General features: G+C 73.2%; 15 protein-coding genes and 1 tRNA gene. 4 read left to right on the top strand and 12 right to left on the bottom strand.

Annotated features, from left to right (window positions below; all coding sequences use genetic code 11):
• Positions 1 to 66: 66 nt before the first annotated feature.
• From ACZ5OX_RS04295 to ACZ5OX_RS04310, 4 genes are all read right to left on the bottom strand, one after another.
• Complete coding sequence (locus ACZ5OX_RS04295) at positions 67 to 2,637, bottom strand: ATP-dependent Clp protease ATP-binding subunit (RefSeq protein WP_465628892.1); 2,571 nt, start codon at positions 2,635 to 2,637, stop codon at positions 67 to 69.
• A gap of 142 nt (positions 2,638 to 2,779) precedes the next feature.
• Positions 2,780 to 3,484, bottom strand: coding sequence for a VIT1/CCC1 transporter family protein (locus tag ACZ5OX_RS04300; protein ID WP_465628658.1), 705 nt, complete (start codon positions 3,482 to 3,484; stop codon positions 2,780 to 2,782).
• Positions 3,485 to 3,679: 195 nt separating this feature from the next.
• A complete protein-coding gene (locus tag ACZ5OX_RS04305; RefSeq protein WP_465628659.1) occupies positions 3,680 to 4,303 on the bottom strand; it encodes an HAD family hydrolase in 624 nt (207 codons plus the stop codon).
• A 155-nt stretch (positions 4,304 to 4,458) separates the two neighbouring features.
• Positions 4,459 to 4,530, bottom strand: a tRNA-Val gene (locus ACZ5OX_RS04310).
• A gap of 197 nt (positions 4,531 to 4,727) precedes the next feature.
• On the opposite strand from ACZ5OX_RS04310, the gene ACZ5OX_RS04315 reads away from it, so the two are divergent.
• Together ACZ5OX_RS04315 and ACZ5OX_RS04320 are read left to right on the top strand one after the other, a co-directional pair.
• On the top strand, positions 4,728 to 6,098 hold the full coding sequence (locus ACZ5OX_RS04315; RefSeq protein WP_465628660.1) for a hypothetical protein: 1,371 nt from the start codon (positions 4,728 to 4,730) through the stop codon (positions 6,096 to 6,098).
• A gap of 73 nt (positions 6,099 to 6,171) precedes the next feature.
• Positions 6,172 to 6,393: an FmdB family zinc ribbon protein gene (locus ACZ5OX_RS04320; protein WP_392869684.1), complete on the top strand. Its 222-nt coding sequence runs from the start codon at positions 6,172 to 6,174 to the stop codon at positions 6,391 to 6,393.
• A 22-nt stretch (positions 6,394 to 6,415) separates the two neighbouring features.
• Here ACZ5OX_RS04320 and ACZ5OX_RS04325 read toward each other — a convergent pair whose 3' ends face one another.
• The 3 genes from ACZ5OX_RS04325 to ACZ5OX_RS04335 form a co-directional block, all read right to left on the bottom strand.
• A complete protein-coding gene (locus ACZ5OX_RS04325) occupies positions 6,416 to 7,249 on the bottom strand; it encodes an HAD family hydrolase (protein WP_465628661.1) in 834 nt (277 codons plus the stop codon).
• Complete coding sequence (locus tag ACZ5OX_RS04330; protein ID WP_465628662.1) at positions 7,249 to 10,002, bottom strand: phosphoribosyltransferase; 2,754 nt, start codon at positions 10,000 to 10,002, stop codon at positions 7,249 to 7,251. Before ACZ5OX_RS04330 ends, ACZ5OX_RS04325 begins: the two co-directional genes overlap by 1 nt.
• Before the next feature lie 234 nt (positions 10,003 to 10,236).
• Positions 10,237 to 11,445, bottom strand: coding sequence for an HpcH/HpaI aldolase/citrate lyase family protein (locus tag ACZ5OX_RS04335; RefSeq protein WP_465628663.1), 1,209 nt, complete (start codon positions 11,443 to 11,445; stop codon positions 10,237 to 10,239).
• A gap of 367 nt (positions 11,446 to 11,812) precedes the next feature.
• Here ACZ5OX_RS04335 and ACZ5OX_RS04340 point away from each other — a divergent pair, with 367 nt between their 5' ends.
• Entirely contained in the window at positions 11,813 to 12,997 is a 1,185-nt protein-coding gene (locus ACZ5OX_RS04340; RefSeq protein WP_465628664.1) for a TerD family protein, read from the top strand.
• Between the two features lie 149 nt (positions 12,998 to 13,146).
• Here the strand turns inward: ACZ5OX_RS04340 and ACZ5OX_RS04345 are convergent, their stop codons facing one another.
• Positions 13,147 to 13,887 carry a Tellurium resistance gene (locus ACZ5OX_RS04345; protein WP_449789167.1) on the bottom strand — a complete coding sequence of 247 codons (741 nt, stop codon included), beginning with the start codon at positions 13,885 to 13,887 and terminating at the stop codon, positions 13,147 to 13,149.
• Between the two features lie 340 nt (positions 13,888 to 14,227).
• Here ACZ5OX_RS04345 and ACZ5OX_RS04350 point away from each other — a divergent pair, with 340 nt between their 5' ends.
• Positions 14,228 to 15,379 (top strand): DUF2637 domain-containing protein, encoded by a 1,152-nt coding sequence (locus ACZ5OX_RS04350; RefSeq protein ID WP_465628665.1) that lies wholly within the window; start codon positions 14,228 to 14,230, stop codon positions 15,377 to 15,379.
• 123 nt (positions 15,380 to 15,502) lie between these two features.
• On the opposite strand, the gene ACZ5OX_RS04355 is transcribed toward ACZ5OX_RS04350, so the two are convergent.
• From ACZ5OX_RS04355 to ACZ5OX_RS04370, 4 genes are all read right to left on the bottom strand, one after another.
• Positions 15,503 to 16,600 carry a DUF475 domain-containing protein gene (locus ACZ5OX_RS04355; protein ID WP_465628666.1) on the bottom strand — a complete coding sequence of 366 codons (1,098 nt, stop codon included), beginning with the start codon at positions 16,598 to 16,600 and terminating at the stop codon, positions 15,503 to 15,505.
• Between the two features lie 148 nt (positions 16,601 to 16,748).
• Entirely contained in the window at positions 16,749 to 17,327 is a 579-nt protein-coding gene (locus ACZ5OX_RS04360; protein ID WP_403059902.1) for a TerD family protein, read from the bottom strand.
• Between the two features lie 227 nt (positions 17,328 to 17,554).
• The gene (locus tag ACZ5OX_RS04365; protein ID WP_392869701.1) at positions 17,555 to 18,130 is read right to left on the bottom strand and encodes a TerD family protein; all 576 of its coding nucleotides are present in this window, start codon (positions 18,128 to 18,130) and stop codon (positions 17,555 to 17,557) included.
• A gap of 222 nt (positions 18,131 to 18,352) precedes the next feature.
• Complete coding sequence (locus ACZ5OX_RS04370) at positions 18,353 to 18,811, bottom strand: peroxiredoxin (protein WP_392869702.1); 459 nt, start codon at positions 18,809 to 18,811, stop codon at positions 18,353 to 18,355.
• Positions 18,812 to 18,900: the final 89 nt, after the last annotated feature.

Raw genomic sequence — 18,900 nt, forward strand, 5'->3', positions numbered from 1 at the left:
CAGTGGCGTTCAGGCGTACTCCCGCTGGAGTACGCCCATGGGAAGTACGCCCTCGGCCGGTCGTCCTCAGCCCTCCGCGGCGGCCGCGCCGGCCCCCGCCTCCGCCTCCGCCTCCGCCTCCGCGAAGGTCGCCGACGCCTCCGGCCGCGCCAGGGTGACCACCAGCTCCCCGTCGCTCACGTCCGCGATCAGGGTGTCCCCCTCCCGCACCGAACCGTCCAGCAGCAGGTTGGAGATCCGGTTGTCCAGCTCCGACTGGATCGTCCGGCGCAGCGGCCGGGCCCCGAACTCCGGTTGGTAACCCCGGTTGACCAGGTACTCCTTGGCCGCCTCGGTGACCTCCAAGCGGACGTCCTGGGCCCGCAGCCGCCGCCGGCTGCGCTCCAGCAGCAGGTCCACCACCGACAGCAGGTCCTTCCGGGTGAGCGCGTGGAAGACGATCACCTCGTCGATCCGGTTGAGGAACTCGGGACGGAACTGCTGCCGCAGGTCGCGCATCAGGTCGTCCTTGAGTGTCTGATCAGGAGCTCCGCTCCGGGCATCCACGTTTCCGACACGGTCGAGGATCCGCTGCGAACCGATGTTGCTGGTCATGATCACCACGGTGTTGCGGAAGTCGACCGTACGCCCCTGGGAGTCGGTCAGCCGCCCGTCGTCCAACACCTGGAGCAGCAGGTTGAAGACGTCCGGGTGCGCCTTCTCCACCTCGTCGAAGAGCAGCACGCTGTACGGCTTGCGGCGCACCGCCTCGGTCAGCTGCCCGGCCTCCTCGTAGCCGACGTACCCGGGCGGGGAGCCGACCAGCCGGGAGACGGTGTGCTTCTCCTGGAACTCGCTCATGTCGAAGCGGATCATCCGGTCCGGGTCGCCGAACAGCAGCGCCGCCAGCGCCTTCGCCAGCTCGGTCTTTCCGACGCCGGTCGGGCCGAGGAAGAGGAAGGAGCCGGTCGGCCGCTCCGGGTCGCCCATCCCGGCCCGGCCGCGGCGCACCGCCTGGGCGACGGCGGTGACCGCCTCCTCCTGGCCGATCACCTTCTCGTGCAGGTGCTCCTCCAGCTTGAGCAGCCGCTCCTTCTCCGTCGCGTTCAGCTCCGCGACCGGGATGCCGGTCCGGGAGGACAGCACCTGCGCGATGTCGTCGGCCGTCACGTCGACGACCCCCTCGTGGGACTCGGTGATCGCCGCCAGCTCGTCCTCGGTCTGCCGCAGCTCCGTCTTCAGGTTGGCGGCCCGGACGAACTCCTCGTCCGCGACGGCCTCCTCCAACTCCCGCTTCAGCTTGGTGATCCGGTCCTGCACCCCGGTCGCCTCGGTGGACCCGCTCAGACTGCGCAGCCGGACCCGCGCACCGGCCTGGTCCAGCAGGTCGATCGCCTTGTCGGGCAGGAAGCGGTCACTGACGTACCGGTCGGAGAGCGTCGCGGCGGCGTCCAACGCCTCGTCGGTGAACCGCACCTGGTGGTGCGCCTCGTACGCGTCGCGCAGCCCCTGGAGGATCTCGATCGTCTCCTCGACGCTCGGCTCGGGCACCAGCACCGGCTGGAAGCGGCGCTCCAGTGCGGCGTCCTTCTCCACGTGCTTGCGGTACTCGTCCAGCGTGGTCGCGCCGACCACGCTCAACTCGCCGCGCGCGAGCGCCGGTTTGAGGATGTTGCCGGCGTCCATCGAGCCCTCGCCGCCGCTGCCCGCGCCGACCACGGTGTGCAGCTCGTCCAGGAACAGGATGACGCTCTTCTCGGCCGCGGTGACCTCGTCGATCACGTTCTTCAGCCGTTCCTCGAACTCGCCCCGGTACTTGGAGCCGGCCACCAACGCGGTCAGGTCGAGGGTGACCACCCGCTTCTCCCGCAGGCTCCGGGGCACGTCCCCGGAGACGATCCGCTGGGCCAGGCCCTCGACGATCGCGGTCTTGCCGACACCCGGCTCGCCGATCAGCACCGGGTTGTTCTTGGTCCGCCGGGAGAGGATCTCGACGGTCTGCTCGATCTCCTCGGCCCGCCCCACCACCGGGTCCAGTCGGCCCGAGCGCGCCTCCTCGGTGAGGTCGCGCCCGTACTCGTCCAGCGTCGGCGTCTCGCTCGGGTGGGCTCCCGTGCTGCTGCGCTCACCGCCGGTGCCGTGCCCCTCCAGCACCGACTTCAGCGCCTCCTGCGAGGGCGCGGCGTTGCGCAGCGCCACGCCGGCGCCCGAGCGCTCCTGGTCGAGCAGCGCGCCGAGGATGTGCTCGGGACCGATGTACGAGGCGCCGACCTCCTGCGAGCGGGCGTGCGCGGCGAGCAGCGCGCGCTTGGCCGAGGGGGTGAGCGCCGGCCGGCCGCCCACCACGTCGGGGCTTCCGGACGGCAGGGCGCGCTCCAGGTCGCCGGAGAGCCGGTCCGGGTCGATGCCGGCCCGCTCCAGCATCCGGCGCGAGGGCTCCACCCGGGTGGCCGCCCAGGCCAGGTGCGCGGTGTCGAGGTCGCTGGAGCCGTCCTCGGCGGCCCGCCGCGCGGCCAGCGTCAGCAGTTCCTGCGAGGACTCGCTGAGCAGCCGCCCGATCGGCACCCGCTGCACGGCGGGCGGAGAGGCCAGCGGGCTCATCCCGAAGAACCGGCTGAGCAGGTCGGAGAACGGATCGTTCGATCCGAACGGGGGCATGGTCACGGCGATTCACCTCTCCCAAGCGGTTTGCAGCCACACAAACACAGGCCGCACCCGCTCGCCTGTCGAGCCGCCCGGCGCCGTCACCCGGCGTGCCCGGGTCACGCCCGCGCCCGGTCGGCAGGCCGGGGACACACGGTCACCCGGCGACCTGCTCCAGCAGCACACCGCCGCTGTACGTCACCGCCATCGCCAACAACCCGCCCATGACGTTGCGCAGGACCGCCCGACCCGGGCCGGCACCCCCCAGCCGGGCGCTCGCCCAGCCCGACAGGGTCAGCGCCACCACCACCGCCGCCACCGTCACCTGCAGCCGCCACGACTCCGGCGGCAGCAGCACCGCCAGCAGCGGCACCAGCGCGCCCAGCGTGAACGCCGCCGCACTGGCCAGCGCCGCCTCCCACGGGTTGGTCAACACGTCCGGGTCGATGCCGAGTTCGGTCTGCGCGTGGGCGGCCAGCGCATCCCGCTCGGTCAGCGCCGTCGCCACCTCCCGGGCCAGCCCGTCCTCCAGCCCACTCCCCCGGTAGTAGTCGGTCAGCTCGTCGAGCTCCCCCGCCGGATCCTCCGCGAGCTCCCGCCGCTCCTGCGCCAACGCGGCCCGCTCGGTGTCCCGTTGGGTGCTGACCGACACGTACTCGCCGGCCGCCATCGACATCGCCCCCGCCAACAGCCCGGCCACCCCGGCCGCGAGCAGCGCCGTCCGCGAACCCGCCGCCCCCGCCACACCGGTCACCAGACCGGCCGTCGACACCACGCCGTCATTGGCCCCCAGCACGGCCGCCCGCAGCCAGTTCAGGCGCGAGGACAGCTCCGCCCGCGACTCCCCGACCTGCTCAGCCATCCGCCCACCACTCCCATGGGTCCGCCCGGTCCCCCCGATCCTCACCCCCCACCCCGTCCCCCGCACCCGCACGCCGTCCAGCGGTTCGTCCGACAGGCCCGCCAGGATCGCGCGGCGCCCGCACCACCCACTTCCCCGACTCCCCCGGCACCCGTCACATCCCCGGACAGACCCTCCGCCTCAACGGCGGCTCCCCTACCACGCGTTGTCCAGCACCGGCGCCAGGGCCCGCCGCAGGTCCTCCGGCCCTCGGTAGCGCACCCCGGTCATGCCCATCGCCACCGCCGCGTCCACGTTCTCCTGCCGGTCGTCCACGAACAGGCACCGCCCCGGCGCCACGCCCGCCCGCTCGACGGCGATCTCGTAGATCCGCCGGTCCGGCTTGGCGCTGCCCACCCGGGAGCTGTTCACCACCCCGTCCGCCAGGTCCGTCAGCCCCAGCAGCGCCAGGTCCTCGTCCAGCCACACCGTCGCATTGGTCACCAGCACCACCCGGCAGTGCTCCCGCACCCGCCGCAGCAGGCCCACCACCACCTCGTCCGCCCGGAACGGCGAGTCCGCGAACGCCTCCGCCAGCCCACGCGCCCGCGCCCGCGTCACCCGGCCGGACAGCCCCCGCGCGATCGAGTCCACCCACTCCGCCTTCCCGATCCGCCCGAGCAGCAACGGCAGATCGTTCTCCGGCGCGAACCCGACCGCCGCCGTACTCCCCTCCTCCAGCCCCGCCGCCCGCTCCAACGCCGCCACCCGGTCCCCGTCGAAGAACCGGATCACCCCGTCCACATCGCACAGCACCGCATCGAACGCCCTGGTCACCATCCCCCCTCCCTACCACCGGCCCGTTCCCGGCCCGCGGCCGGGCCCAGTACGACCGACGGGGACCAGCAGGTGCGTGCGGCGGATCGGCGGGACACCGGGAACGATCAAGGGCCGGTCCGGGAGGCGTACACCTCCCGGACCGGCCCTCGGGTCGGTGGGCGCGGACGGTTTCGAACCGCCGACATCTGCTTTGTAAGAGCAGCGCTCTACCACTGAGCTACGCGCCCCCCGTCGTGGCCCGGCGGGCGCACGACGAGTGCCTAGGGTACCTGGTCCCGGGGGGTGGTGGGGGACGGGTGTCTGGTGGGGCGGCGGGTGAGGGGGCGGGGCGCGGTGGGGTGGACGGGGTGGGAGGGGGTGACGGGCCGGTGGGGGGATCGGGGAGAATGGGGCCGGATCAGCGGTTCGGAGCAGGGAGCGCGCAGTGACGGTGGCCGGCGGGAGCGGGCGGGGGCGGCGTCGGGCGGGGAGTGCGCTGGCCGACGCACTGGTGTTGCCGGTGGTGCTGGCGGGTGCGCTGGGGGCGGTCGGGCTGGCCTCGGCCGGGAGCACCGGCTGGTGGGGCCGGCGCGGCGGCGGTGAGGGCGGACGGGCGCAGGCCCGGGAGGCCCGGGCGGCTGCCCAGGAGGCGTTCTACGAGCTGGAGGAGACCCAGCGCGAGGTGCAGCTCGCGGTGGAGACGGTCCGCGCGGCCGAGGAGGGCCGGGCGGCGCAGCACGCGCTGGCCGATCTGGCGGCGATCTCCGGCCGGGTCGAGCAGGTCACCGTGAACTACCTCGCCGCGCTCGATGCCCACAACCTGGACAGCGAGACCCTGGACGCGGGCACGGCCGCGCAGGCCAAGCGCCTCCTGGAGGACGTGAAGGGCCAGCTCGGCTCGGCCCGGGCGGAGCTGAACGACTTCCTGCGCCGCCTGCAGCCGACCATCCAGCACGCCGAGCAGCAGCTGATGCGGGTCACCCCGGCGGTCGAGCAGGCCAAGCGCGCGCTGCTCGCGGCCACCACCGCGCTGGACGAGGCACGCGGCGCCGGCCTGCGGGCGGACGACCTGGCGGCCCGGCTGGCCGAGCTGGCGCCCGAGCTCGGCCGGCTGAACGAGGGCCCGGCCCGGCACGGGGTCGCGGACACCCTGCGGCGCGCGGACGACGTGAAGCAGCGCGCCGAGGCGATCGCCGCCGACGCCGGGCAGCTGCCGGAGCGGGCGCGGGAGATCGACCGGCGGGTGGCGAGCCTGCGCACCCGCATCCAGGCGCTGGAGACCAAGGCCGAGACGGTCGAGCCCGCCCTGAGCGAGCTGCGCCGTCGGTTCAGCACCGCCTGCTGGCAGGACCTCCAGCGGGTCTCGGAGCAGGTCGCGGAGACCGGGCGCGCCGCCGAGCGCAAGCTCGCCGAGGCCGCCCGGGCCCGGGACGAGCAGCGCTGGGCGGACGCCACTGCCGCGATCGGGACGGTCCGCGCGCTGCTGGAGACCGCCGACGGCTCGGTGTCCGCGGTGAACGACCGGCTGCGGCAGCTGAACGAGGTGCAGCACGACCCCAACCGGGAGATCGAGCGCGCCCGCTTCGCGATCCGGGACGCCCAGCGGCTGGCGATGGCCGGGCGCAGCGCGCCGGACCCGCGGCACGCCGCCCCGCTGGACGAGGCGGTGGCCCGGCTGGACCGCGCGGTGGCCGCGCTGGAGGCGGCCGGCCGGCACCCCGACTACTGGCACTTCCTGACCGAGCTCGCGGCGGTGCGGGACACGGCGGCCCGGGTGATCGAACTGATCCGCGGGGACCTCGGCGGCCACCGGTGACGCGCGGCCGGGCGACTGTCACCAACACCTCGACCGGGCGACCGGCGGGCGCCCCGCTGGGTACGCTGCCGGTATGCCTCGCTACGACTTCCGCTGCCGCTCCTGCGGCGCCACCTTCGAGCTCCGCCGTCCGATGGCCCAGGCCAACGACCCCGCCGTCTGCCCCCAGGGCCACGAGGACACCGTGAAGCTGCTGTCCACCGTGGCCGTCACCGGCGCGGCCGGTGCCCAGCCGGCCCCCGCCGCCGGGGGCGGGGGCGGCGGGGGTTGCTGCGGCGGCGGCTGCTGCGGCTGACCCGGAAGTCGTTCCGAGCCGGTCAGACCCCGACCGGCAGCGCCGACGCCCCCGCCAGGAACCGCCGGACGATCTCCTCCCCCGCCGTCACCCCCACCTCCGTCAGGGCGGTGACGCCGGGGGCCGTCCAGCCGCTGTCCGCGAGCTCGCCGTGCCCGGGGCGCCAGCCGGCGTCCGCCGCGAGCAGCAGGTCCGCGTCGAGCAGCGAGTCCCCGGCCGCCAGCACGGTGTCCGCGCCGGTGCGCCGGACGACCTCGGCCAGCGCGGCGCTCTTGGTGAGCGGCGCGGGCACCGCGTACACCTTGCGGCCCTGCAGGGAGACCGTCCAGCCGCGTTCGGCGCACCAGCCGGTCAGCTCCGCCAGCCAGCCCTCCGGCAGCGCCGCGCGCTCGACCACCAGGTAGGCGAACAGCTCGTCGGCGACCTGCCGCTTGTGCGTCCACTCCGGGTCGGCGCACAGGGCGAGCCGCCGCACGACCTCCTCCAGCGGGGCCGAACCGGCGGCGATCCGCGCGGTGATCTCGGCCCGCCAGTCCCCGTCCGGGACGCCGTCCACCAGCAGTTGCCCACCGTTGGCGCAGATCGCGTACGCGGGGACCCAGTCCGCCGTCGGCCCCGGCAGGTTGACCCGCCCGTACTGCTCCGGCGTCCGGGTGGTGGCCGGGACGAAGCAGACCTCGCGGGCGAGTTCGGCGAGCAGTCCGGCGGCGCGCTCGGTCATGAAGGACAGCGGCCTCCCCTGGTACACCTCGACGCAGAGCAGCCGCGGCGCCGACCGGTCGGGGGCCGCCAGGGCCATGGCCCGCTCGGAGTAGATCAGCGTCCGGTCGAGGTCACTGGCCACCAGAACACCCATCAGGAATCCCTCCCCGGGACCGAAATCGAAACCGGATCCGAAAGCGAGCCCGAGCCCGAGCCCGGAACCGCGCCCGAACCCGCACCGGGAACCGCCCCCGGAACCGACGCCACGGCGTGCCCGTCGCCCCCGGTCGCCCCGCGGCTGTAGCGGGGGTGGATCAGGCCGACGCAGGTGTACGGCAGGCCGTCCACCTCCTCGACCTCCACACCGCGCTGGGCGGCGAGCAGCCGGACGTGGTCGAGGTCCGCACCGGCGCCGCGCCGGGCGAGGATCCGCCAGGGGACGCGGCGCAGCAGGACCCGGGTGGTCTCGCCGACGCCGGGCTTGACCAGGTTGACGTTGTCGATGCCGTACTCGGCGCTGATCCGCTCGACCGCGGCCCAGCCCGCCCAGTCGGGTGCCCGGTGCGGGTCGTCGGCGAGCCGGTCGGCGCCCGCGACGGCCGCGGCGCGGACCTCGCCGAAGCGGGCTGCCACCGCGTCCAGGAAGGCCGCCGAGACGTCGCTCCCGGCCAGTTCGGCGTAGTGCTTGGCGCCGTGGAAGTCGTCCGGCCCGATCAGCCCGGCCCGCAACACCGTGCGCGAAACCAGCCCGGAGACAGTGGAGTTGAGGCAGGCGGACGGAATCAGGAAGTCGTCCCGGGTACCGTACGTCCGCACGCAGCGGCCCGGGTCGGCGAGCACCGCGAGGTCCGGGTCGAAGCCGGTGCCGGCCAGTGTGCCGGCGAGTTCACGGGTGATCGCGCCCTTGCCGGTCCAGCCGTCCACGAACACCACGTCCTCCGCGCGGTGGTGGGCGGCCAGGTAGCGCAGCGCGACCGGGTCCATGCCACGGCCGCGCACGATCGAGACCGTGTAGTGCGGCACGGACAGGCCGTGCGCGAAGGCCAGCCAGCGGCGGACCAGGATGCCGACGGGCGTGCCGGCCCGGGCCAGCGAGGCGAGCACCAGCCCCGGGCCGCGCTCGCGCAGCAGCGTCTCGGCGACGGTGCCGACGGCGAGCGCGATCCGGCCGGCGGAGTCGCGCAGCGCCTGGTGGAACAGCTCCTGGTACTCGGGGCTGGGCTGGTACTCGACCGGCAGCGACTCGGCGTAGTGCGCGCCGCCGTTCTGGACGGCCTCCTCGCGCTCCTCGGTGGGCGCCTCGAGCGCGACCCCGGAGAGGTCCTTGAGCAGCCAGGCCACCTCCTCGGCCTGGTACGAGGAGAACGCCGGCCCGTACAGGGGTGCGGGCAGCGACGCGGCCACGGACGGCACCTCGACCACGGGCAGCGCCTCGACCACGGACGGTGCCTCGGCCACGGACCGCGCCGCGGACGGCGAGGCACCCACGGACGGCGAGGCGCCCGCAGATGGCGAAGCGCCCGCGGACGCCGAGGCGGCCACGGCCACCGGCCGGTGCGAGGGCAGCACGGCGAGCACCACCTGGTCGGTCACCCGCCGCAGCTGCCCGAGCAGCGCCCGCTCGCCCTTGTGCAGCGCCGGGGTGTCGGCCACGTCGTCGACCACCAGCACCACGGCGTCGAAGCGCCGCGCCGGGTCGCTGCCGGGGGCGACGTTGTACGCGTAGCGCTCGGGCGAGCCGCCGTCCTGCGGGTCGTCGTGGGCGGGGAAGGCGAGCCGGGTGCGGATGGCGTAGCCGGGGTCGTCCACCGCCAGGACGGGCGAGCGGGTGGTGGTGGAGAACCGGACGCGGTCGCCGCCGAGCCGCTCGGCGAGGGCGTCGGCCAGGCGCAGCGGCGCGTACATCAGCTCCTCGAAGCCGAGCACCAGTACCCGCTGCACCCCGGCGGGCACGGCCTCGGCCAACTGACCGGCCAGCCGGGGCAGTTCGGCGTCCAGTCGGGCACGGTCGCGGGCGGTGAAGCCGTGCCGGCCGCCGTCCGGGAGGCCGGCGGGCCAGTCCAGCTCGACCCGGGCCAGCGGCGCGACGCCTGCCGCCTCCGGGTGCCCGGCCGCCGCGCGCCCAGCCCCCGGACCCGCAACCCCCTGACCCGCAACCCCCTGACCCGCAACCCCCGGATCCCCCGCCGCCTCCCCCGCCGCCTCGGCGATCAGCCGCTCGGCCCGGCTCGGCAGGTCCTCGGGCAGCTCGACGCCGCCGCTCGCGGTGGCCACCAGGTCCAGCCGGACGCCGAGTTCGGCGGCGGTCAGGTCGAGCCGCCGCCGGTCCGCCGCGGAGCGCAGGTCCACCAGGGCGACCACCACGTAGTGCCCGCGCGGGTGGCGGGCGTGGAGGGCACGGATGGTGTTGAGCACCGTCTGCCCGGTCGAGAACTCGTCGTCCACCAGCACCAGCGGCCCGTCCCCGGCGAGGAGCCCGGGGTCGGCCGGGAGCAGCAGGTGCGAGGTGGCGTGCGAGTGCTCCTCCTCGAAGCCGCCGACCGGGGCCACACCGGGCACCGGGCGGCGGGTGGAGTGCAGGTAGGGGGCGTCCAGGCCGTCAGCGACGCTGTGGCCGAGGCCGGTGGCGGTCTCCGCGTAGCCGAGCACGACGGCCTGCCCGGCCGCCCGCGCGCCGAGCAGTTCGCGGACCCGGCGGCCGAGTTCGAGTCCGGTGCCGTGGACCACTGAGGGCCGCTGCGGCACGTGCTTGCCGAGCACGGTGGAGACCAGCAGGTGGGAGCGCTTGGGGTTCCCCGAGCGGAGGGCCAGGCCGACGAGTTCGGGGAGGCGCTCGGAGCCGGTCAGCGCGATCCCGGCCCGGTCGGCGACCCAACGGCCGGTCCACGTCTGCGGTGTTGCTGTCACTACTGGTCCTGCCTTCGGTGGTGCGATGGTGCGTTGGTCATATCCGCGCTCACGGATCCGTCCTATCCACCCCGGGGGAACCGGAGGGAACGGCTCGGGTTCGGCCACGGAAACAGTCGGCCCCGGGGTACCGGCCACCCGGGAGCGAGAGCCGTACGGGAGCCAGCCGTACAGGCATCAGCCGTACAGGAGCCAGCCGTACGGGAGTCGGCCACTCCGGAACCGGCCGCACGGTCAGCCGCACAGGCAGGCCGACAGCAGTTCCGCGAAGCTCACGTCCTCCCGGGCCACCCCGAACACCTCCGCCCGCAGCAGCACCCGCTCCGCCCAGGCCCGGTGCGGCCGGGCCTCGTTCATCTTGTTGGTGTACGCCGAGCGCAGCACCCCGCCGCCGTCCTGCTCCTGCCGGAGGATGTCGCGGGCGTCGCAGTACTCCTCGTGCGTGACCACGGAGAGGGCGTGCACGGCCGGAACGTGGCTGGGGTGGATGCAGGTCTTGCCGAGCAGGCCGTTGGCCCGGTCGAGTTCGACCTCCCGGATCAGCCCGTCCAGGTCGTGTTCGATGATCCGCCGGCGGACCTCCTCGCCGGAGGCCCGGAGCGCCCCGGAGGCGGCGGAGAGCGAGGCCCCGGCGAACGGGGTCCGGCGCAGCTGCGGCTTGAACATCCGCTCCTGCACCGGGAAGTACTCCCAGACCGGCCCGGTGACGGTGTACCCGGTGCCGTCCGCCCGGCCGAGCACGTTGACCACGTCCCCGATCACCGCCGCGACCAGCGCCACGTCGTACGCGGTGAGGTCGGGCGAGCGCCGCAGGCCGTACGCGGAGCAGAGGTCGGTGACGCCGAGCCGGACGGCGAGCACCCGGTCGCGGTGGCCGGCGAGCAGTTCGGCGATGCCGAAGAGCTGCTCCCGCCTGGTCTCCAGGTGGGCGAGTTCGGGCGACTCCAGGACGGGCATGGCGAACAGCCGCCGCCCGGTCGCGGCCTCGGCGGCGGCCAGCGCGGCCAGGTACTCACCGCCGTTCGCCGGGGTGAACTTCGGCAGCACGAAGCCGCTGAGCAGTTCGACGGCCGGTCCGAGGCGTTCGGCCAGGTCAAGGATCTGGGTGGCGGCACGGACCCTGATGAAGAGCAAGGGGTGGCTCTGTGTACAGTCGGTGAAATCCTTGACCAGGTCATTCAGTTGCTCGACCAGGTTCCGCTCGCCCGCGTCCACCTCGTGGTCGGCGATCGCGTCCTCCAGGCAGAGCACCATCGACACCACGCCCCGACCAGCGAGTTTGCGGATGTCCGCGGCCAGCGCGGGCCTGGTGGCCGGGCTGTAGAGGGTGCCGCCCAGGGCGGTGGCGAGCACCGTCGGCCCGCTCCGCGCGCTGAACGGGCGCGGCTGTTCCAGGAAGAGCCGGCCGCGTACGTCCTCGGCGAGGTGGCCGAAATGGCGCAAGGTGCTCTCCTCCAGGAAGTGGACCGGACTGCGGCCCGTTGCCGACGACACCCTGGTCAACCGGCCGACCGGGTGCCATGGTTCCCGGGCACGCCTCCGCCGGACGCCCCTGTGCCGACCCCCCGGGGACCTTTCGACCGCCCATCGTACGGACGGGATCCGGCCGGTCCCGGTTCCCCGGCACTGAACTCCCGGAACATCCCGGTCCACTTGGACGATCATGGATGATCACGGTTGTGACGGCCATGGACCTCGGAATCGACGGCGGCAAACCTCGGAAAGCGCAAGTCTTGGCAAAGTCCGACGCGGCACGGACCGCTCCGGTCACGTTGTCCGAAGGGGTGGCGAACAGGCAGGATGGTCGGCTATGACGCACGTGATGGCCAAGGGCGCCAACATCGCACTGCCGGCGGCGGCGGTCCGCGCCGTGCTGCGCTGGAGCGCCACGCCCGGTGCGCCGGACGTGGACGCGTCCGCGCTGCTGCTCGGCGCCACCGGCAAGGTCCGCTCGGACGCCGACTTCGTCTTCTACAACCAGCCCCGCCACCCCTCCGGCCTGGTCCGCCACCTGCCCAAGCAGCAGACCTCCGGCGGCGCCGAGATCATCGACACGGTCGAGGTCGAACTGGGCAAGCTGCCCGCCGGGGTGGAGCGCGTGGTGCTGGCCGGCTCCTCCGAGGGCGGGCCGTTCCGCGCGGTGCCGGGGCTGCGCCTGCTGCTCTTCGACGCCACGGCCGGCGAGGGCGCGCCCGCACTCGCCGAGTTCGGGATCGACGACGCCGAGAACGTCACCGCCCTGGTCGCGGGCGAGCTGTACCGCCGCTCCGGCGCCTGGAAGTTCCGGGCGATCGGCCAGGGCTACACCTCCGGGCTGATCGGCCTCGCCACCGACTTCGGCATCACCGTGGACGACGAGGCGGAGGCCGACCAGGCCCAGGCCCAGGCGCCCGGGTCCACCACCACCGCGGCCGGCACGCTCGACCCGCGCAGCACCCCGATGCCGGACCCGCGCTCGACCACCCCCGAGCCGGGCACCTTCACCCTGGCCCCGGCCGTCCCGCAGACACCGCCCGTCCAGCCGCCCGCCCAAGCTCCGGCCGCCGCACCGGCCGCCGCCGGCGCCGCGGGCCCCGCGCCCGCACCGGCGACCCCGCCGCCGCCCGCGGCCCCGCCGACCATGCCTCCGCCGCCCACCGCGCCCCCGGCCCACCAGCCCGGTCAGCCCGGTCAGCCCGGCAACGGTTACGGCTACCCCCAGCCCGGCACGGGCTACGGCTACCCCCACCAGCAGCAGCCCGCCGGCGGCTACGGCTACCCGCAGCCCGGCGGTTACGGCTACCCCCAGCCGAACCAGCCCGTCCAGCCGAACCAGCCCGCCCCCCAGCACCAGCCCGTCCCGCAGCAGCAGGGCCCCGCCGGCTACGGCTACCCGCAGCCCGGCACCGGCCAGCAGCCGCCCGTCCCGCCGCAGCCGCCGACGGCCCAGCCCCCGGCACCCACCGGCGAGGAGTTCGCGCTGCCCCCGCAGGGCCCGCAGTTCCAGCCCCGCTGACGCCCCCGGCGGGGCCGCCCGCCGAACCCGGCCCCGCCCGCCAGGAGCCGGCCCCGCCGCCGAACCCGGCCCCGCCCGCCACAGGACCACCGATCGCCATCGGCCGCTCAGCCGCACTCAACCGCTCAGTCACTCAACCGCTCAACCGCTCAGTCGCTCTTGTACCCGCGCTGCCACTGCATCCCGAACCCGTACAGCCGGTCAATGTCCGCCTGGAACCCGTTGACGTACCGCACCTCGCGGCGCACCCTCAGCTGGTTGTCCCCCGCGTTCTCGATCAGCACCACCGCGCAGGAACGCGCCGCCCGGGCCCGCTCGTCCAGCTTGATCTCGATCCGCGGCCCGGTCTGCGGCACGATCGTGACCACCGCGTTCGACTGCTCGAAGGCCGGCGTGCCGTCGTAGATGTAGACGAAGATCAGCAGCCGCTTGAACTTGTCCTTCTTCTCCAGGTTGACGTACATCGTCTCGCCGGACGGCGCCCCGTACTGGTCGTCGCCGCTGAGCTTGATGTACGGCGCGTTCTGGAGGTCGCCGAACAGCCCGCCGAGCGGCTGCACCACGCCCGTGCTCCCGTCGGAGAGCTCGTACATGCAGGCCAGGTCGAGGTCGACGTTGGTCGGCTCGGCGTTCTGCGGCGAGTCCGGATCCTGCGGCCGCAGGATCCGCGGGCTGAAGAACCGCCTGACGGACTCCCGCGGGCTCGTCCGGGCGGCCCCCCCGGAGCTCATCGTCCAGTGCAGGTTGACGTAGAGGTAGCCGGTGGTGGCGGCCGACCCGGTGATCGCGTGCTGCGGGGCCGACTTGGTGAGTATGACCTTGTGCTGACCACCGGGGTTGTCGAAGGTGTAGCTCTTGTCCCCGCGCAGGTACTCCCAGATCGAGACCATGCAGTCCTCTCCCCCTGCTCCCGTCAGGCGTTCTGACGGCCCGCCGACCAATGATCGGGCATCGGCCCGGCCGTCGGATACCCCGTTCACCCCCTCCCCTACCCAACCGGGCCCGACCGGCGGGTCGATTGGCCCGGAGAAGCCGCCCTCCCGTAACATGCCGCCCCTTCGGACGCGATATCGTCTAGCCGCACAGGTGTCCCGTCCGCCCCTGCGCGGGCGTGGCGGGCATGCCGTGCGGCGACGAACGAACCGTCAGGCAGTGCCCGCACGGCGGGTCCTGACCGTCTGTGTCGCACTGTGATCCTGTCCCCTGCGGAAACCCGAGGCCCGACCCGCAATGAACCTGACCTCCATACAGCTGGTCTGGACCGTCGTCGGCGGCGCAGCCCTGCTGTTCGTCGCCGTCCTGGTGGCGACGCTGCGCTTCAAGAGCTCGAAGAAGGACGAGTCCGGCGACTCCTGGGAGCGCAGCGAGGAGCGCCGCCGCCGCAAGGAGATGATCTACGGCATCTCCTCGTACACACTGCTCTTCTGCTGTGCCGGTGTCGCCGCCGCGCTGTCCTTCCACGGCCTGGTCGGCTTCGGCAAGGAGAACCTGGGTCTGTCCGGCGGCTGGGAGTACCTCGTCCCGTTCGGCCTGGACGGCGCCGCGATGTTCTGCTCGGTGCTCGCCGTCCGCGAGGCCAGCCACGGTGACGCCGCGCTCGGCTCCCGCCTGCTGGTCTGGGTGTTCGCGATCGCCTCGGCCTGGTTCAACTGGGTGCACGCCCCGCGCGGCGTGTCGCACGACGGTGCCCCGCAGTTCTTCTCCGGCATGTCGATCTCGGCGGCGATCCTGTTCGACCGGGCGCTGAAGCAGACCCGCAAGGCCGCGCTGCGCGAGCAGGGCCTGGTGCCGCGCCCGCTGCCGCAGATCCGCATCGTCCGCTGGCTGCGCGCCCCGCGCGAGACCTACGCGGCCTGGTCGCTGATGCTGCTGGAGAACGTCCGCAGCCTGGACGAGGCGGTCGACGAGGTGCGCGAGGAGCGCCAGGCGAAGCTGGACGCCAAGGCCCGCGCCCGTACCGCCGACCGCCGTGAGCGGGCCGAGCTGAAGGCCATCTCCCGCCAGACCGGCATGCTCGCCCGGGCCCGCGGCGGCCGCCAGGTTCCCGCCCTCACGGCTGCCGGAGACGGCCCGAGCGCTACGGAGCCTGCCCTAGCCGCGGGAACCGACGCCACCACCTCGACCTCGGCCTCCTCGTACTCGGCCTCGAAGCAGTCCGCCGACCCGCTCGAGCCGGCCACCCTGGACTCCGGCCGCCGGCCGCGCGCCGCCGTCGGCTCCTCGTACGCGTCCTCCTCCTACACGTCCTCCTCGGCCTCCGGCACCGGGTCGTCCCGCAGCGGCTCGACCGTCGACCTGACGGCCGACGACGACACCCTGTCGATGCCGAAGCTGGACTCGCTGGAGCGCAAGCTGCGCGCGATCGAGCAGCAGCTCGGCTGACGGGCCCCGCACCCCACAGGAACGGGCCCCGCACCCACAGGAACGACCAGGGACACACGACGAACGGCCGCCCCCGGGAAACCCCGGAGGCGGCCGTTTCGCGTGCCGGTCGTCGGACGGCGGTTACTTGTTGCCGCTGCCGACCAGCTCCGGTTCCTCGTCCGCGCCCTCGCGCCGGTTGCGCAGGATCGACGAGCCGAGCGCCAGCCCGATGAAGGCGACGCCGATCAGGCCGGTGACGATCTCCGGGATGTGGTACTTGATCCCGACCAGCAGGATCGCCGCCAGCGCGCCGATCGCGTAGTGCGCGCCGTGCTCCAGGTAGACGTAGTCGTCCAGGGTGCCCTTGCGGACCAGGAAGACGGTCAGCGAGCGGATGTACATGGCGCCGATGCCGAGGCCCAGGGTGATCTGGAAGATGTCGCTGGAGATGGCGAACGCGCCGACCACGCCGTCGAAGGAGAACGAGGCGTCCAGGACCTCCAGGTAGAGGAAGAGGAAGAACGCCGCCTTGCCGCCGACCTGGACGATCGACTTGCCAGCCTTCTCCGCCGCCTCCTCGCGCTCCTCCTCGGCCTCCAGGCCCGACTCGAAGATCGAGGAGAGGCCGTTGACGGCGAGGTAGGTGACCAGGCCGAGGACGCCGGCGAGCAGGACGGTCTCCGCGTGCTCCTCGGCGAAGAAGTTGGAGGCCAGCAGCAGGGCGACCAGGGCGACGACGCTGGAGAAGGCCTCCAGCTTGCCGACCTTCTCCAGCGGCCGCTCGATCCAGGCCAGCCAGTTGTAGTCCTTCTCCTCGAAGATGAAGTCGAGGAAGATCATCAGCAGGAAGACGCCGCCGAAGGCCGCGATGGCCGGGTTGGCCGCCTCCAGGTACTGGGCGTAGGTGAGGCCCTCGTGGGTCTTGTCGGAGTGCAGCGCGAGGTCGATGACCGTCGCGGGGTTGAGCTTCGCGGTGAGGCCGACGACCAGCAGCGGGAAGACCAGGCGCATGCCGAAGACCGCGATGAGGACACCGACGGTCAGGAAGATCTTCTGCCAGTACGGGTTCATCCGCTTCAACACCGTGGCGTTGACCACCGCGTTGTCGAACGACAGGGAGATCTCCAGGATGGAGAGGATCAGCACGATGCCGAAGCCTTGGGCTCCCCAGAGCAGTCCGGCCGCGACCAGACCGATGGCGGTGATCGCGAACGACCAGCCGAATGTGCGGAGGAACACGGGAGTTGGCTACCTTTCGGGTTCTGGCCGTGCCGGGGGCGGCCTCGTCCCGAGACGCCCTGACCGGGCCGGGCCCGGTCAGGTCACCCCCGCACTGCCCTTTTTGTTCTCATGATCGGATCGGGTGAGATAAGTCCGATTTTCGCCCTTACTGTACGTTCACGCCGAAGTCGAGCGCGATGCCGCGCAGGCCGGAGGCGTACCCCTGGCCCACCGCGCGGAACTTCCACTCGCCCGCGTAGCGGTACAGCTCGCCGAAGATCATCGCAGTCTCGCTGGACGCGTCCTCGGACAGGTCGTAGCGGGCGATCTCCTGGCCGTCGACCGAGTTGACGACCCGGATGTAGGCGTTGCGGACCTGACCGAAGTTCTGGAGCCGCGCCTCGGCCTCGTAGATCGAGACCGCGAAGATCACCTTGTCGGCCTGGGCCGGGACGAGGTCCAGGTTGACCAGGACCACCTCGTCGTCACCCGTGTCGTCGCCGCCGGTGAGGTTGTCGCCCTGGTGCTCCACCGAGCCCTCGGGGCTCTTGAGGTTGTTGTAGAAGACGAAGTACTCGTCGCCGAGCACCCGCCCGCCACCGCAGATCAGGGCGCTCGCGTCGAGGTCGAACGGGGCGCCCGTCGTCGAACGGGCGGACCAGCCGAGGCCGATCTGAACCTGCGTCAGGTTCGGCGCGGCCTTGGTGAGCGAGACGTTGCCACCCTTGGCGAGCGTGACCACCATGACGTTCTTCCTCCCTTGCTTCTCCCGGGGCGCCTTCCAGGTGTAATCCCCCGCGGCCCCGGCCGACCGGCTCCGGTCGGCTGAACTTCCTGAACTCACATCCTCGCAGCGCGACGGACCACCGCGGCACCGGGGCGGACGGAACCGGGGCGGCCCCGGACCACGGAGGTCCGGGGCCGCCCCGGCGGAACGGCGCGGGACCCGCGCCGAAGGGTGTGCCCGAAGGCTCAGACGTTGACCCCGAAGTCCTGCGCGATGCCGCGCAGGCCGGAGGCGTAGCCCTGGCCGATGGCACGGAACTTCCACTCGCTGCCGTTGCGGTACAGCTCGCCGAAGACCATCGCGGTCTCGGTGGAGGCGTCCTCGGAGAGGTCGTAGCGGGCCAGCTCCGAGTTGTCGGCCTGGTTCACCACGCGGATGAACGCGTTGCGCACCTGGCCGAAGTTCTGGCCGCGGGTCTCGGCGTCGTAGATCGAGACCGGGAAGACGATCTTCTCCACGTCCACCGGCACGCCGGCCAGGTTGACCTTGATCGCCTCGTCGTCGCCCTCGCCCTCGCCGGTCAGGTTGTCACCGGTGTGCTCGACCGAGCCGTCCGGGCTCTTCAGGTTGTTGAAGAACACGAAGTTGCCGTCCGACGCGACCTTGCCCTGGGCGTTGCACAGCAGGGCGCTGGCGTCCAGGTCGAAGTCCGCACCGGTGGTGGTCCTGACGTCCCAGCCCAGGCCGACGACCACGGCCGTGAGGCCCGGTGCCTCCTTGGTGAGCGAGACGTTGCCGCCCTTGCTGAGGCTGACTCCCACTAGTCCTCCAAGAATCGGGAGGCACGTCCAGTGGTGCCCCCGGTGGTGCGGTCCGGGGCGTCGGGAGGCCCATCGGCTCCCGCACCCCACCCCGCCAACGGCCCGAGCGTAGTACGGGGTTCCCGTCCGCACCCCTGATCAGGCCGGACACGACCCGACGACACCCGGCCGGCGGGTGCCGCGGCAGCGAGCGCGGCGCCGTCGGGGCGCTGGGCGGGGGCCTCAGAGCGCCGCGAGGACCTTCAGGTACTCCTGCTCGTCCCGGGCGTCCGGGAGGCCGTTGACGACGCTCCAGCGCACCGTGCCCTCGGTGTCGATCACGAAGGTGCCGCGCAGCGGGCAGCCCCGTTCCTCGTCGAGGACGCCGTACGCGCGGGTGACCTCGCCGTGCGGCCAGAAGTCGGCCAGCAGCGGGAACTCCAGCCCCTCCCGGTCGGCGAAGACCCGCTGGGAGAACTGCGAGTCGCAGGAGACGCCGAGCACCTGCACGGTGTCGTTCTGCAGGCCCGCCAGCTCCCGCTGGATCGCGCCCAGCTCGCCGGTGCAGACGCCGGTGAAGGCGAACGGGTAGAAGACCAGGACGACGTTCTTGCGGCCGCGGAAGTCGGAGAGCCGGACGGTCTCCCCGTGCTGGTTGTTGAGCTCGAAGTCCGGAGCCGGGGTGTCGACCTCGATGGCCATGGACGGGACCTTTCTGACGCGACCGCGCCGCGCGGCGGGCGCGGCAGGCCACATCCTCGCATTCGTTTACGGCGGTTCGACCGAACGGA

Source organism: Kitasatospora sp. NPDC032121 (assembly GCF_055580145.1).